Genomic DNA, 12056 nt, shown 5'->3' with positions numbered 1-12056 from the left:
CAGCGCGGGCTTGGGTGATTAGCTCAGTTGGTAGAGCGCCTCGTTTACACCGAGGATGTCGGGAGTTCGAGTCTCTCATCACCCACCATTCCCGACACCTGTTTGCCAGTGGCTCAACGGTGCGCCATTCAGGATCATATGCGCCTAATTCGCGCGTCAATGCGGAAATCGGTAGCGCTTTGGTCGTCGTGGCAACGATTGTGACGAGCGGTTTTAACCGCCCGCTGACTTTTTCTGTCAACTTCTCAGAGCCGGTCATTGATGCTGGCCGTAACCCTAAGGGAGAGGCCGTTCCGCTACTGGCTGAAGCCAGAAATGCGGGCCGCTAGAGGGCAGGGGGCTCCTTTATTGTCAGCGGGGAGCCAGTCCTTCTTCGTCGCGTCACTTCGAGGGCGAAGGTCGGCGTCTCAGGCGCTTCGGCAACCCCCAGAGGAAATCGTCACCGTTCAGGTGCCGCCGCTTGTTGACCTGGAAACGTTCGAGGCCATCCAGCAGCGGTTGCAGGCCCGCAACCCGAAGGTGACGCCGCTGCGCGTCGTCAGCAGTCCGAACATGCTTACTGGCATCTGCTATTGCGGCAAGTGCGGCGTCCGGCAGGCCCAGAAAGCACAGTTGTAGATGGCACAGCGCTTCACCGCCCGGCATCCTCAGCGCACCCAGGGCAATGTCCCCGGATGCTGCGGAAGGTCGTCACGTCCTTGGGATACAGGTCGGGATCACGTTCGCCCCTGACCGTGGTCGTCATTGCCCGCCGGAGTTGGCCCAGGATGCCCCGATGCCGCCAAGGTCTCCGGGGGGGCTCAAAGGGTCCAGACCAGGGCCCTGGTCGTCAAGCAACAGATGGGCATGGGTCTGGTTCTCCGGACGGAAGCCGTTGGGCGTCATGGGCCCGCTCCCTGTCACAGGAGGGCATGCGCCTGACTCAACGGGTTTGGCGATAGCTTGGGCGGTGGCGCTGGCATCAAGCATTGGCTTGCCCTCGATGCGCGACAGGTAGGCTTTATGGCGCTTCAAACCATTCAGAAGCGCGGGCCGGGGTTGTTGTGCATAGATCATGCCCTCCGCCCCGGTCGTTCTCTTGTTCATAACGAGAGTTATTGGGGTTGATCGTGGTCGGTTTCGGGTGGGCAAGCGCGCGGGGTGTGGAGCCCTCAGATTTCTCAATCGCCCCGGCGCGCTTCTTCCGGGGTTTTGTTGCCGGCGAGGAATGCGGCCTGACGTGTTGTCGTCATATCGCCAGAGGGCCAGCTTCCGGCGGGCATCAGCCAGACTATCGAATATCTCTTCGTTCAGGCATACGTCGCGCAGGCTGCCGTTGAAGCTTCTCGACGTAGCCGTTCTGCTGCGGCTTGCCCGGCGCGATGTAGGGCCACTCGACGCCGTTCTCATTGGCCCATTTCAGGATCGCCCTGGTGGTGAACCCGGTGCCATTGTCACTGACGATGCAGCTGGGTTTGCCGTAGATCCTGATCAAGGCGTCCAGTTCGCGCGCCACCCTTGCCCCCGAGATGCTTGTATCGGCGATCAGCGCGCGTTTCTCGCGGCAGCAATCGTCGTTGACCGCCAGAATGCGGACCTTTCGGCAGGCCCCGAATGTATCCGACCAGCGTTGGCTCGGGCGCAGCGGCAGCGGTATGGGTGTCAGACTGCCCCGCGCTCGCTTGCGGCCACGACGGCGGCACACCGACAGCCCTTCCTCCCGGTAAATCCGGCAGAGCCCTCCGCCCTACAAACGATCCCCCGGGTTTTTCGATCTTCGTCGATCGCTGACGATCCTTCCCGGCCTGCCGCGCCGTTCAATCAGCGTCGTCCGTTCCCGCGCCACGCGGCGGCCCGAGATTGATGGTGAGCCATCGCGCCGCCACCGGTTCAAGGCCGATGGCGAACGGGATCGCGGCGAGGCATTCCCGGGTGACATCATCCACCACGTTCAGCACCCGAAACCGCCGCCCGCAGGCGAACTGATCGTGGGCGAAGTCCAGCGACCAACGGGCATTGGCCCGCGCTTCGATCAGGATCGGGCCCTCGTGCCGATGGCCTTGCGGCGTGCTTTGCGTTTACGGACGGTTAACCCTTCCTCGCGGCAGAGCCGACAGATGCGGTTGATCCCCGACACTTCGCCTTCCGGCCTGAGCAGGACGAACAGTCGCCGGTAGCCAAACCTGCGCCGCTCGTTGGCCAGATCGCGCAACCGCCTGGGCTGTGTTCGGTGCGCCGCGACTGGTAGCGCACCATCTTGCGGTCCGCTCCGGCAATCTCACGCCCGCCGTTCCGATACCCCGAGATGGGCCTTCAGTTGCGCGACAGCTTCGCGCTTCACCGTTCGGGCTTTGCCTGAACCGGTGGCGCAACGCCCTCACTTTTGACAGAAGTTCCTTCATCGCTGCCATGTCGAGCATCTGCCCGGCCAGCAGCTTCTTCAGCTTGACATTCCCGTCCTCCAGCGCCTTCAGCCGCTTGGCCTCTGAGACCGTCATCCCGGAATACTTCGCCTTCTAGGCCAAGACACGGGCCTTCCGATATCCCGCGCTTGCGGCAGAGATCGGCACGCGTCGCGCCCGCCTCAGGCCCCTGCACGATCCCGATGATCTGCTCTTCCGTCAGGCGTGCCGTCTTCATCGCCCCTCCTCGCCATGCGCCGGACTCTAGTCGCAGATGCTGGAAAAAGCCCGTAGAAGGTCAACGTCTCACCGCTTGATAAAGTGCAATGTAACTCTTGGCCAAAATGCGAACACAAACCCATGAGCGCGTTAGCGAAGGCGATGCCGGCTTGCGCCCTACCCTGATAGGGCGCACCCGCTACCCCGCCTGTGCTGCGGCGCTTGACGGGGCGATGTCGATCTCGGCGCCTTCCTCGACCGCACGCGAATCTCGGCGGGCCGCAGGGGCAAGAGGAACCGAAGCCGCCGGAATGCAGGATCCCTCCAGCGCCCGGACCGCCGGGGCAACCATCGTCGGATAGCCGCAGATCGTGCTTGTCGTTGGCTCCACCAAACCGAGCGCCCGCATCAGGCTGTCGGAGGGCGGGCGCCATGCCTTCGCGCACGACTCGACCGGGCGTGTCATCCCCCGGGAAGGTCGTCAGATCCATGCAGCGGATGGCATTCACCAGCCAGGCGGCCTGTTATTCCTGCTTCAACTGCGCCAACCGGCGGCCGGGGCAATGGCCGCCGGGGGTATTGTGGACCACCTGCCTGAACCACGAAGGATCAAGCGGCATGCCGGGGTGGGGCCTCCTGCCGCCAGCGTAGCAAGCTCAGGCGTTGGCGGCGCGGATTGCATCCGCCTTGGTCTTGTCGAAGGGAATGCCGTTGTCCTCGAACAGTTTGTCGAGTTCGCCCGAGAGCGTCATTTCCGTCACGATGTCGCAGCCGCCAACGAATTCGCCCTTCACATAAAGTTGTGGGATCGTCGGCCAGTCCGAGAAATCCTTCACGCCCTGACGGATCTCCGGATCCGCCAGCACGTTCACATCCCTGTAGTCGACGCCCATGTAGTTCAGCACCCCGGCGACGCGGCTGGAAAAACCGCATTGCGGCATTTCCTTGGTGCCCTTCATATACAGCACCACATCGTTGGTGGTAACTTCGTCCCTGATCCGGTCGATCGCGCTCATCCTGTTTGTCCTTCCTGCCCCGCGGGGCTCATTCCGGTGCCTTGGTCGTCAGCGCGAGCGCATGCAGCGGCGCGTTCGGCCCGTCCATCGCGCCTTTCAGCGAAGCGAAGACGGCGCGCTGCTGCTGCACCCGGTTCTGACCCTTGAACGAAGCGTCGACCACCTCGGCCGCCCAGTGGTTTCCGTCCCCCGCAAGATCGGTGATCGTGATCTTCGCATCGGGAAACGATGCACGGATCAGGGCTTCGATGTCCTGGGCTTCCATCGGCATTGGGCACTCCTCGTCCTTTGCTGACAATCTAGGCCGCCAGCCGCAGCGCGGCAAGGGGCGGTGGGCCCGGGGTGCCCGCCCATTGGGCATCGGATCGTGCAAACGTGTCACGGATCGCGGCGAATCACGCAAACATCGGCCTGTACAGGAAATTCCGGCTAAATCCTGTTTGTGATGCGGGAATGATACCTATATGCGAAGAAAGCGCAAAGCAGGGATGAGTTGGACGCATGCCGGGAATGGACTGGGACAAGCTGCGGATTTTTCACGCGGTCGCGGACGCGGGCTCCCTGACCCATGCGGGGGATGCGCTGAGGCTTTCGCAATCGGCGGTCAGCCGACAGATTCGCGCGCTCGAAGAGGCGCTTGGAACGACGCTGTTCCATCGGCACGCCCGTGGGCTGATCCTGACGGAGCAGGGGGAGTTGCTGTTCGACGCCACCTCGACCATGGCGAAGAAGCTCGATACCGCCGCCGCCCGGATCCGCGATTCCGAGGAGGAGGTCTTCGGCGAGCTGAAGGTCACCACCACGGTCGGTTTCGGGACGCTTTGGCTGACCCCGCGCCTGTCGAAGCTGTATGAGCGCTATCCCGACCTGAAGATCGACCTGATCCTTGAGGAGCGCGTGCTCGACCTGCCGATGCGGGAGGCCGATGTCGCAATCCGGATGAAGGAGCCGAATCAGGCGGATCTGGTGCGCAAGCGGCTGCTCAACATCCGGATGCGGCTTTATGCGACGCAGGCCTATCTGCAACGCGCGGGCCGTCCCGAGCGGATCGAGGATATGCGTCACCACCGCCTGATCTGCCAGAGCCCCCTTGTGCCGCAGGTTTCCGCCGGGGCGCATCTGACGCGCAGCATCCTGACGCAGGACGTGCATTCGACGCTGAACGTGAACAATTATTTCGGTGTCTTGCAGGGGGTTCTGAACCATATCGGCATCGGGGTTCTGCCCGATTACCTGGCGGTCGATTTCCCGGATCTGGAACGCGTGCTGCCCGATGTCGAATCGGTCGAGGTGCCGGTGTTCCTCGCCTATCCCGAAGAGTTGCGGCAGTCGCGCCGGGTCACCGCCTTCCGGGAGTTCGTGCAGGACGAAATCCTGGCCTATCGGCGGCTTCAGGCGGTCGATGTGGGGAGCGAGCAGGGCTGAGGACAGGCATTCGCAAGGCGCATGGCTGGTATGATGATGCCGTGGCACGATTCCCCTTGAAGAGTTTTCAAACTGCACATAAATCAAGCTACAGAAGGCGGTGGTTGAGGAAACTCTCATCGACTTCTACCTCCCTGTTGGACTACGGCCGAGCTTTTGCTCGGCCTTTTTTTTGTCCAGACTGCGGGGCAGGGGCCTGCCCGATCGCGTGGCTGTCGCCGCGATCGGGCGCGATGCGCTCCGGGGTCAGGTGCCGTGGCGGTAGTAGCGGGAGGCTTCGGTGATCGCATATTGTCCGGGATGAACCTTCACGATCTTGCCCTGACGCAGCAGCTTGGCGAAGACGTGCATGCGTTCTTCGCGGGTGAACTTCTCTTCCGGCACGGCGGAGAGTTTGCGCATCAGTTCCGGCGGCGAGAACAGTGTCTGCCCCTCGACCTGCGCGGTATAGGCCGCCGCCGCTTCGAGCAGGTCCGCCAGCCCTTGGGTTCCGAGCGCCCGCGCATATCCCGCGAACCGCGTCGGGCTGTCGGGGGTTTCGGCATCGAACGGGTCGAAAACGTCAAGCGGCTCCGGCGGCGCCCGTCGCAGGATTTGTTTCCCGTCCACGCGCTGCTCCGAGACCAGCAGCAATGGCGGAACCGCCGCTTCCTCCCGTTTGGGCCGCGTGACCACCGCCATGAGGGGTGCAAGCCCGCGCGGGCGCTCCGCCGTGGGTTCCGATTGATCCGGCAGGGAGAACTCCGCCGCCTGCGCGATCTCCTCCTCGGCGGGATGCAAGGGGGTGACATCGGCCTCTGCCCCCCGGGCCACGGCGACCGCCTGCCGGATCCGGTCGAGCTTTTCGGCCAGCACCTCATCGGTCGTCTGCTCAGCCACCGCCCGATCCGGATCGGGCTGGGGCGGCGTAGCGCCGAAATGCCGATCCTGCGCGGCAAGATCACGGAAACACTCGGCAACCTGCTTCATCGTCGTGAAGGGGTCGTCGAACCCTTCGAGCGTGCAGGAGAATGTCCCGTAAGACACCGTTAGAACCTTGCTGGCGCCGCTACCCATGATTCCTCTCCGAACCGCGTTTGCCGGGCCATCTTGGGCGCGGCATGCTTAATGAACGATAAATTCCCCTCCTCATGGTTGAGCTTTCGCCCGCGCCGCGTCATCACTCCCACATGGCGACGATTGCGACATATGCCGAAGGGGTGACCCTGGTGGGGGGCGGGGGGCTGGATCCGGCGGATCTGCGGCTGGCCCTGACGCTTGCGCCGCATCTGGTCGCGGCGGACGGCGGGGCGGATCGGCTGCTGGCCGAAGGGCTGTTGCCCGATGCGGTGATCGGCGACATGGACAGCCTCAGCCCGGAAGGCCGCACCCGGCTGGGCGCGCGGGTGCATCGGATCGCGGAACAGGACAGCACGGATTTCGGCAAATGCCTCGCCCATGTGACGGCGCCGTTCTTCCTCGGCCTCGGCTTCACCGGCCTGCGCGCCGATCACACGCTGGCGGCCTTCAGCGAGATCGCGCAGCAGCCGCGCACCGTCATCCTGATGTCCGAGGATGAGGTGATCTTCCGTGCGCCCGAACGGTTCGGCATCGACCTGCCGCTGGGGGAGAGGCTGTCGATCTTCCCCTTCGGCCGGGTTTACGGCACCTCCGAAGGGCTGCGCTGGCCGATCGACGGGCTGGTGATGGAACCGGCGGGTCGGATCGGTACGTCGAACGCGGTCACCGGGCCGGTGCGGCTGGACCTCAGCGGTCCGGCGCTGCTTCTGCTGCCAAAACGCAACCTGATTCGGGTGCTTGGCGCGCTGCCGCATTGACCCGTTCGCGATGCACCAGATACAGGCCCGAGCCGGTGATGATCGCCACGCCGAGCCAGGTCAGCGCATTCGGAAAATCGCCGAAGACCAGATATCCGAACAGCGTCGCGGTGATCATCTCGAAATAATGCAGGGGTGCCAGCGTCGCCGAGGGCGCGAATTTCAGCGCATAGGACATCGACATATGGCTGACGGTCGAGGCGATGCCGACGCAGGCGCACCACAGCCAGAAGATCCCCTCGGGCGCCGTCAGCCGCACCTCCTCCGACCCGAGCACCCCGCCGATGAGCAGCAGCGGCAGGCAGATCAGCGCCCCGAAAACGGCGGTATGCAGCTGCATCGTCACCGGATGGACATCGCGTGACAGCCGCCGCGTCAGCAGGATATAAAGCGCAAAGCACAGCGCCGTGCCCAGCGGAAACAGCGCCACCGTCCCGAATTTCGTGAACGATGGCTGGATCACGAACAGCGCGCCGATGAACCCCACGACCGAGGCCCAGAGCCTGCGCGGACCGACCTCTTCGCCCAGGACGAAATGGCCGATGAACAGGATGACGAAGGGCTCGACAAAGGCGATGGCCAGCGCATCGGCGATCGGCATCACCTGCACCGCGGCGATGAAGCAATAGGTCGCCAGAACCGACACAGCCGCCCGCGCAAGGCTGAACCACAGCACCCGCCCCGACAGCCCGACCCGCAGCCGCAGCGCCAAAACGAAGGGCGCCATCAGCACCCCCTGCACCAGATACCGCCCCAGCGTCACCGTCCCCACCGGCACCGCCTGCGACGCGAGTTTCGACGCAACGTCGATCAGCGGCGCGACGATGCAGAAGCCGATCATGAGCGCGATGCCGGGGAAGATCCGGTCCTGCGTCATGCGCGATCAGCCCATCCGTTCCGACGCGTAGCTGCCGGGGGAGGCGGGGAAGACCACGGTCTTGTTGCCGTTGATGAAGCTGCGGTGGTGGATATGGGCATGGATCGCCCGCGCCAGCACCTGCGCCTCGACATCGCGGCCAAGGGAAACGTAATCCTCGGGCGATTGGGCATGGGTGATGCGCACGGTGTCCTGCTCGATGATCGGGCCTTCGTCCAGATCCGCCGTCACATAATGCGCCGTCGCCCCGATCAGCTTCACCCCCCGTTCATAGGCCTGCTTGTAAGGGTTCGCGCCCTTGAACGACGGCAGGAAGGAGTGGTGGATGTTGATGATCCGGCCCGACATCTTCCGGCACAGCTCATCCGACAGGATCTGCATGTAGCGCGCCAGCACCACCAGCTCGGCGCCGGTTTCCTCTACCACCGCCATCAACCGGGCTTCGGCCTCGGGCTTGTTCTCCTTCGTCACCCGGATGTGGTGGAAGGGGATGTCGTGGTTCACCACCACCTTCTGATAGGTCAGATGATTCGAGATCACCGCCACGATCTCGATCGGCAGCGCCCCGATCCGCGAGCGATACAGCAGGTCGTTCAGGCAATGGCCGAAGTTCGACACCATCAGCAAGACCTTCATCTTGCTGGCCGCGTCGTGGAAAGCCCAGTCCATGCCGAACCGCTCCGCCACCGGTGCAAAGCCCGCGCGCAGATCGTCGAGCGCCGCGCCGGTCTGTGCCTCGAAGCTGACCCGCATGAAGAACCGCTGCGTCAGCGTGTCGTCAAACTGATGCGAGTCGGTGATGTTGCACCCCGCCTCCGCCAGATAGGTGGAAATCGCGGCGACGATCCCGCGCGTGGTCGGGCAGGTCACGGTCAGCACATGGGACGTCATCGGGCGGTCCTTTCGTTCGATACCCACCATTGGCCCCATCCCGCCGCGAAAGGCCAGCCGGGATGCGACACGGGCGCGCCGAAAAACGGCGCGGCGGTCAGATCTGCCGTTCGGGGATATGCACCACCAGCCCGTCGATATCCTCGGTCACCTTGATCTGGCAGGTCAGGCGCGATTTCACCGGATCGGGGTTCCAGGCGAAATCGAGCATGTCCTCCTCCATCGAATCCTTCTCCGGCAGGCGGTCGATCCAGGCGTCATCGACATAGACATGGCAGGTCGAACAGGCGCAGGCGCCGCCGCAATCGGCGTCGATGCCGGGCACGCCATTGTCGCGCGCGCCTTCCATCACCGTCATGCCGGGTTTCACCTCGACTTCATGGTGGGCGCCGTTGTGTTCGATATAGATGATTTTCGCCATGATTTACCTCTGCGGGATGGCTCGAATGCTGTCTGTGACGAGCTTTAGGACAAGCGGCGGGCCTTGGCCAGTCTGCCCTTCCGGTCGTGCGGAGGATCCGCTAGATTTGCGCGAACTCCGGTGACCGAATGCGCAAAACCCTTCCCCTCCTGTCCCTGATCGCGGCCTGCGCCCCGCAGCCCGAGGTGCCGCGCGCGGTCAGCCTTGGCCCCGCGCCGCTGGCGGCGCAGATCCGTGCCCAACGCCCCGAAGGCTGTGCCGGGCAAGGGGCGGGGGGCTGGTTCGCCGCCGTCTGCCCCGAGGCGCTGACCCCCGGCGTGGTCGCTCCCCTGCAACGGGCGCTGGCGGCGCGGGGGCTGTATCGCGGACCGGTGACGGGGCGGATGGACGGCCCGACCCGGGCCGCCGTCGCGGCGTGGCAGGGGCCGCGCGGGCTGGACAGCGAGACGCTCTCGATCCGCGCGGCGCAGGAGCTTGGGGTGATCCCCTGGCTGGACTGATTACTCGATCGGCAGCGCGACGAAGCGCGGCTCGCCGCCCCGACGCACCAGGATCAGCAGCGACTTGCGCCCGGCCTCCTTGCTCGCCTTCACCTGCGCCTGAAGGTCGGAAATCTCCGCCACCGGCTGTTGCCCGGCCTCCACGATCAGGTCGCCCTGCCGCAGCCCCTTGTCAAAGGCGCCCGAGGTTTCGTCGATGTTCTGGATCACCAGCCCGGTCTGCCCGGCGGGCAGGTTCAGCTCCTGGATCAGCTCGTCGTTCAGCGGCACGACGGTCATGCCCAGAACCTCGCCCTGCGCCTCGGTGGGTTTCGTCACGGCGGCGGGAACGGCTTCGCCCTCGGCGGTCTCGCGCCGGCCGAGCGTGACCAGAAGCGTCTGTTCCTTGCCGCCGCGCATCACCACGACCCGCACCGCCTGGCCGACCGGCGCATCTGCCACCCGCTTCACCAGATCGCGCGAGTTCTTCACCTCGCCGCCGTCGAAATTGACGATGACATCGCCCGCCAGCATCCCCGCGGCTTTTGCCGGGCCGTCCGGCACCTCGGAGACCAGCGCGCCCTCGGCCTTCGGCAGGGACATCGCATCGGCCATGTCGGGGGTGATCTCCTGGATCTTCACGCCCAGCCAGCCGCGCCGCGTCTCGCCATATTGCTTCAGCTGATCGACCACCTTGCGCACCACGTTCGACGCCATCGAGAAGCCGATCCCGATCGACCCGCCGTTCGGCGACAGGATCGCGGTATTCACGCCCACCACCTGGCCATCCATGTTGAACAGCGGCCCGCCCGAATTGCCGCGGTTGATGGCGGCATCCGTTTGCAGGTAATCGTCATAGGTGCCCGACAGTTCGCGGTTGCGCGCCGACACGATCCCGGCCGAGACCGAGAACCCCTGTCCCAGCGGGTTGCCCATCGCCATCACCCAGTCACCGACCCGCGCCCCATCCGAATCGGCGAAGGGAACGAAGGGCAGCGGCTTGTCCGACGTCACCTTCAGCAGCGCGATATCCGTCTTCGGATCGGTGCCGATCAGCTTCGCGTCCATCTTCTGGCCGCCGTAGAATTCGATCTGGATCTCGTCGGCATTCTCGATGACGTGGTTGTTCGTCACGATATAGCCGTCTTCCGAGATCACGAAGCCCGAGCCGAGCGCCTGCGAATGGCGCGGCTGTTTCGGCCCGTTCTGCGGCATGTTCGGGAAGGGGAAATTCGGGAACAGGTCGGAGAAGGGCGACCCTTCGGGGAAGGGCGATTGCGGCTGCGCGGGGGTCGAAACGGTTTGCGTCGTGGTGATCATCACCACCGCCGGGCTGACCTTCTCGGCCAGATCGGCAAAGCTGTCGGGGGCCGCGCGCGCGAAGGCGGGGGTCACCGGCGCCATCGCCAGCGCGGTGGAGATCATCGCGGCACCCAGCACCCCCTTGACCAGGCGGGACGCTCTGGGGGTGGGCAGGGAAAGGGTCAGTCTGGTCATCTATCGCTCCCGGAATTCTCGGCCGGGCGTTCCCGGCTTGCTCCTCGTATAAAGACCTAGGACGCGGCGGGCGCAAATGAAAGGCCATCGCATTGCGTCACTTCGATGTGACGCGGCCCCGCCGGGTGGCGCCGGAAACGAAAAAGCCCCCCGGTTCGGGGGGCTTCGTGGCTCGGGCGGGGCAATCAGCGCCGCCGTTTTGTTGCCGCCAGCGCGCCGATCCCGCCGACCAGCAGCCAGCCCGCCGCCGGAAGCGGCACGCTCGGCACATCCGCGGGCCGTTCCGAGATCGCGACGAGGTTCTGCCGGCCGTTGGCCTGGGTGTCGAGGATGGCGATGGCATAGACGTCCGATCGGTAATCGTCGCCCAGCGTGCGGAGGGTCGTGCCGAAATCGTTGTAGATCGTCTGCCAGGCGGTGCGGAACCCTTGCAGCCGAACGTTGTCCTGCCCGGGCCGGGATTCGCCCGCCCGCGCGTTGATGCTGCGATCCGCGCCGGTATAGTCGGCGGAGAGTTCCCACAGGCCATATTGGAACGCCCATTGCGTGCCTGCGGAGCCATTCACGAAATAGCTGTCATAGTAGCTGTCGACGAACCAGTTGATGGCGGCGACGCTGCTCGCCCCGCCCCGCAGGGTCCGGCCGGTCGGATCTTCGTCAAAACGGTAGACGGTGTTGTCGGTCGGCGTGGATTTGGTGGGTTCGAGGCAGAACAGCATCAGGTCCGTGTTGCTGAACGCACTGCCGTCGGCATAGGCGAGGTTGTTCGACGTGAAGGCAAAGGCGTAGTCCGACGTGCGCTCGACCGAGCCGGAGACCGTCGCGGCCGAGGCTGCGTTCAGACCGAAGAGAAAGGTTGTTGTCGCCAGTGCAGCGACCAGACTTTGGCGAGACATGATCATGACCCTGTTCACTCTGTAAAATCGGAAGGGATGTGGTGGGGGCTTCTGCCACCGCACGCCACGGCCTGCGCATAACGCCGTTGGTGTGCCGGGTCATCAAGATAGTTATGAAATAGTTAATATGGCCGATC

The 12056-nt window shown here is 64.6% G+C and carries 13 protein-coding genes, 1 tRNA gene and 2 pseudogenes; 5 read left to right on the top strand and 11 right to left on the bottom strand.

What is annotated here, in order from left to right; translation table 11 throughout:
• Nucleotides 1-12: 12 nt before the first annotated feature.
• Nucleotides 13-88 (top strand) — tRNA-Val (locus QM789_RS13375).
• 362 nt (nucleotides 89-450) lie between these two features.
• Nucleotides 451-618: a hypothetical protein gene (locus QM789_RS13370; RefSeq protein ID WP_420352366.1), complete on the top strand. Its 168-nt coding sequence runs from the start codon at nucleotides 451-453 to the stop codon at nucleotides 616-618.
• Nucleotides 619-741: 123 nt separating this feature from the next.
• Here the strand turns inward: QM789_RS13370 and QM789_RS13365 are convergent, their stop codons facing one another.
• The 5 genes and pseudogenes from QM789_RS13365 to QM789_RS13345 form a co-directional block, all read right to left on the bottom strand.
• Entirely contained in the window at nucleotides 742-1056 is a 315-nt protein-coding gene (locus QM789_RS13365) for a hypothetical protein (protein WP_420353352.1), read from the bottom strand.
• A pseudogene (locus QM789_RS13360) lies at nucleotides 1001-1717 on the bottom strand (integrase core domain-containing protein); the annotation flags it as partial. The pseudogene QM789_RS13360 and the gene QM789_RS13365, both read right to left, overlap by 56 nt.
• A 45-nt stretch (nucleotides 1718-1762) precedes the next feature.
• A pseudogene (locus QM789_RS13355) lies at nucleotides 1763-2619 on the bottom strand (transposase); the annotation flags it as partial.
• Between the two features lie 637 nt (nucleotides 2620-3256).
• Nucleotides 3257-3616, bottom strand: a complete 360-nt coding sequence (gene grxD / locus QM789_RS13350) for a Grx4 family monothiol glutaredoxin (protein WP_420352365.1) — start codon at nucleotides 3614-3616, stop codon at nucleotides 3257-3259.
• Between the two features lie 28 nt (nucleotides 3617-3644).
• The gene (locus QM789_RS13345) at nucleotides 3645-3887 is read right to left on the bottom strand and encodes a BolA/IbaG family iron-sulfur metabolism protein (protein ID WP_420352364.1); all 243 of its coding nucleotides are present in this window, start codon (nucleotides 3885-3887) and stop codon (nucleotides 3645-3647) included.
• A gap of 239 nt (nucleotides 3888-4126) precedes the next feature.
• Between QM789_RS13345 and QM789_RS13340 the strand changes: the two genes are divergently transcribed.
• Nucleotides 4127-5041: a LysR family transcriptional regulator gene (locus QM789_RS13340; protein ID WP_420353313.1), complete on the top strand. Its 915-nt coding sequence runs from the start codon at nucleotides 4127-4129 to the stop codon at nucleotides 5039-5041.
• Nucleotides 5042-5287: 246 nt separating this feature from the next.
• On the opposite strand, the gene QM789_RS13335 is transcribed toward QM789_RS13340, so the two are convergent.
• On the bottom strand, nucleotides 5288-6067 hold the full coding sequence (locus tag QM789_RS13335) for a hypothetical protein (protein ID WP_420352363.1): 780 nt from the start codon (nucleotides 6065-6067) through the stop codon (nucleotides 5288-5290).
• Nucleotides 6068-6210: 143 nt separating this feature from the next.
• Between QM789_RS13335 and QM789_RS13330 the strand changes: the two genes are divergently transcribed.
• Nucleotides 6211-6858 (top strand): thiamine diphosphokinase, encoded by a 648-nt coding sequence (locus QM789_RS13330; protein WP_420352362.1) that lies wholly within the window; start codon nucleotides 6211-6213, stop codon nucleotides 6856-6858.
• On the opposite strand, the gene QM789_RS13325 is transcribed toward QM789_RS13330, so the two are convergent.
• From QM789_RS13325 to QM789_RS13315, 3 genes are all read right to left on the bottom strand, one after another.
• The gene (locus QM789_RS13325; protein WP_420352361.1) at nucleotides 6788-7735 is read right to left on the bottom strand and encodes a DMT family transporter; all 948 of its coding nucleotides are present in this window, start codon (nucleotides 7733-7735) and stop codon (nucleotides 6788-6790) included. The genes QM789_RS13330 and QM789_RS13325 overlap by 71 nt on opposite strands.
• Nucleotides 7736-7741: 6 nt before the next feature.
• Nucleotides 7742-8626 (bottom strand): formyltetrahydrofolate deformylase, encoded by an 885-nt coding sequence (purU, locus tag QM789_RS13320; RefSeq protein ID WP_420352360.1) that lies wholly within the window; start codon nucleotides 8624-8626, stop codon nucleotides 7742-7744.
• A gap of 97 nt (nucleotides 8627-8723) precedes the next feature.
• A complete protein-coding gene (locus tag QM789_RS13315; RefSeq protein ID WP_420352359.1) occupies nucleotides 8724-9047 on the bottom strand; it encodes a 2Fe-2S iron-sulfur cluster-binding protein in 324 nt (107 codons plus the stop codon).
• 128 nt (nucleotides 9048-9175) lie between these two features.
• Between QM789_RS13315 and QM789_RS13310 the strand changes: the two genes are divergently transcribed.
• Complete coding sequence (locus QM789_RS13310; RefSeq protein ID WP_420352358.1) at nucleotides 9176-9547, top strand: peptidoglycan-binding domain-containing protein; 372 nt, start codon at nucleotides 9176-9178, stop codon at nucleotides 9545-9547.
• Here the strand turns inward: QM789_RS13310 and QM789_RS13305 are convergent, their stop codons facing one another.
• Together QM789_RS13305 and QM789_RS13300 are read right to left on the bottom strand one after the other, a co-directional pair.
• On the bottom strand, nucleotides 9548-11023 hold the full coding sequence (locus QM789_RS13305) for a DegQ family serine endoprotease (protein ID WP_420352357.1): 1476 nt from the start codon (nucleotides 11021-11023) through the stop codon (nucleotides 9548-9550).
• A gap of 185 nt (nucleotides 11024-11208) precedes the next feature.
• Nucleotides 11209-11919, bottom strand: a complete 711-nt coding sequence (locus QM789_RS13300) for a VPLPA-CTERM sorting domain-containing protein (RefSeq protein WP_420352356.1) — start codon at nucleotides 11917-11919, stop codon at nucleotides 11209-11211.
• Nucleotides 11920-12056 lie beyond the last annotated feature (137 nt).

It is taken from the genome of Paenirhodobacter sp. (assembly GCF_047600745.1).
Classification (GTDB): domain Bacteria; phylum Pseudomonadota; class Alphaproteobacteria; order Rhodobacterales; family Rhodobacteraceae; genus Rhodobacter.
The sequence above is the reverse complement of the archived record's forward strand: the minus strand, read 5'-3'. Positions and strand labels throughout refer to the sequence as shown.

What these genes read in the sequence shown, in the direction of transcription:
- QM789_RS13365 (WP_420353352.1), bottom strand. Translation starts at nt 1,056, where the DNA reads ATGATCTATGCACAACAACCCCGGCCCGCGCTTCTGAATGGTTTGAAG.
- grxD (WP_420352365.1), bottom strand. Translation starts at nt 3,616, where the DNA reads ATGAGCGCGATCGACCGGATCAGGGACGAAGTTACCACCAACGATGTG.
- QM789_RS13345 (WP_420352364.1), bottom strand. Translation starts at nt 3,887, where the DNA reads ATGCCGATGGAAGCCCAGGACATCGAAGCCCTGATCCGTGCATCGTTT.
- QM789_RS13340 (WP_420353313.1), top strand. Translation starts at nt 4,127, where the DNA reads ATGGACTGGGACAAGCTGCGGATTTTTCACGCGGTCGCGGACGCGGGC.
- QM789_RS13330 (WP_420352362.1), top strand. Translation starts at nt 6,211, where the DNA reads ATGGCGACGATTGCGACATATGCCGAAGGGGTGACCCTGGTGGGGGGC.
- QM789_RS13325 (WP_420352361.1), bottom strand. Translation starts at nt 7,735, where the DNA reads ATGACGCAGGACCGGATCTTCCCCGGCATCGCGCTCATGATCGGCTTC.
- purU (WP_420352360.1), bottom strand. Translation starts at nt 8,626, where the DNA reads ATGACGTCCCATGTGCTGACCGTGACCTGCCCGACCACGCGCGGGATC.
- QM789_RS13315 (WP_420352359.1), bottom strand. Translation starts at nt 9,047, where the DNA reads ATGGCGAAAATCATCTATATCGAACACAACGGCGCCCACCATGAAGTC.
- QM789_RS13310 (WP_420352358.1), top strand. Translation starts at nt 9,176, where the DNA reads ATGCGCAAAACCCTTCCCCTCCTGTCCCTGATCGCGGCCTGCGCCCCG.
- QM789_RS13305 (WP_420352357.1), bottom strand. Translation starts at nt 11,023, where the DNA reads ATGACCAGACTGACCCTTTCCCTGCCCACCCCCAGAGCGTCCCGCCTG.
- QM789_RS13300 (WP_420352356.1), bottom strand. Translation starts at nt 11,919, where the DNA reads ATGTCTCGCCAAAGTCTGGTCGCTGCACTGGCGACAACAACCTTTCTC.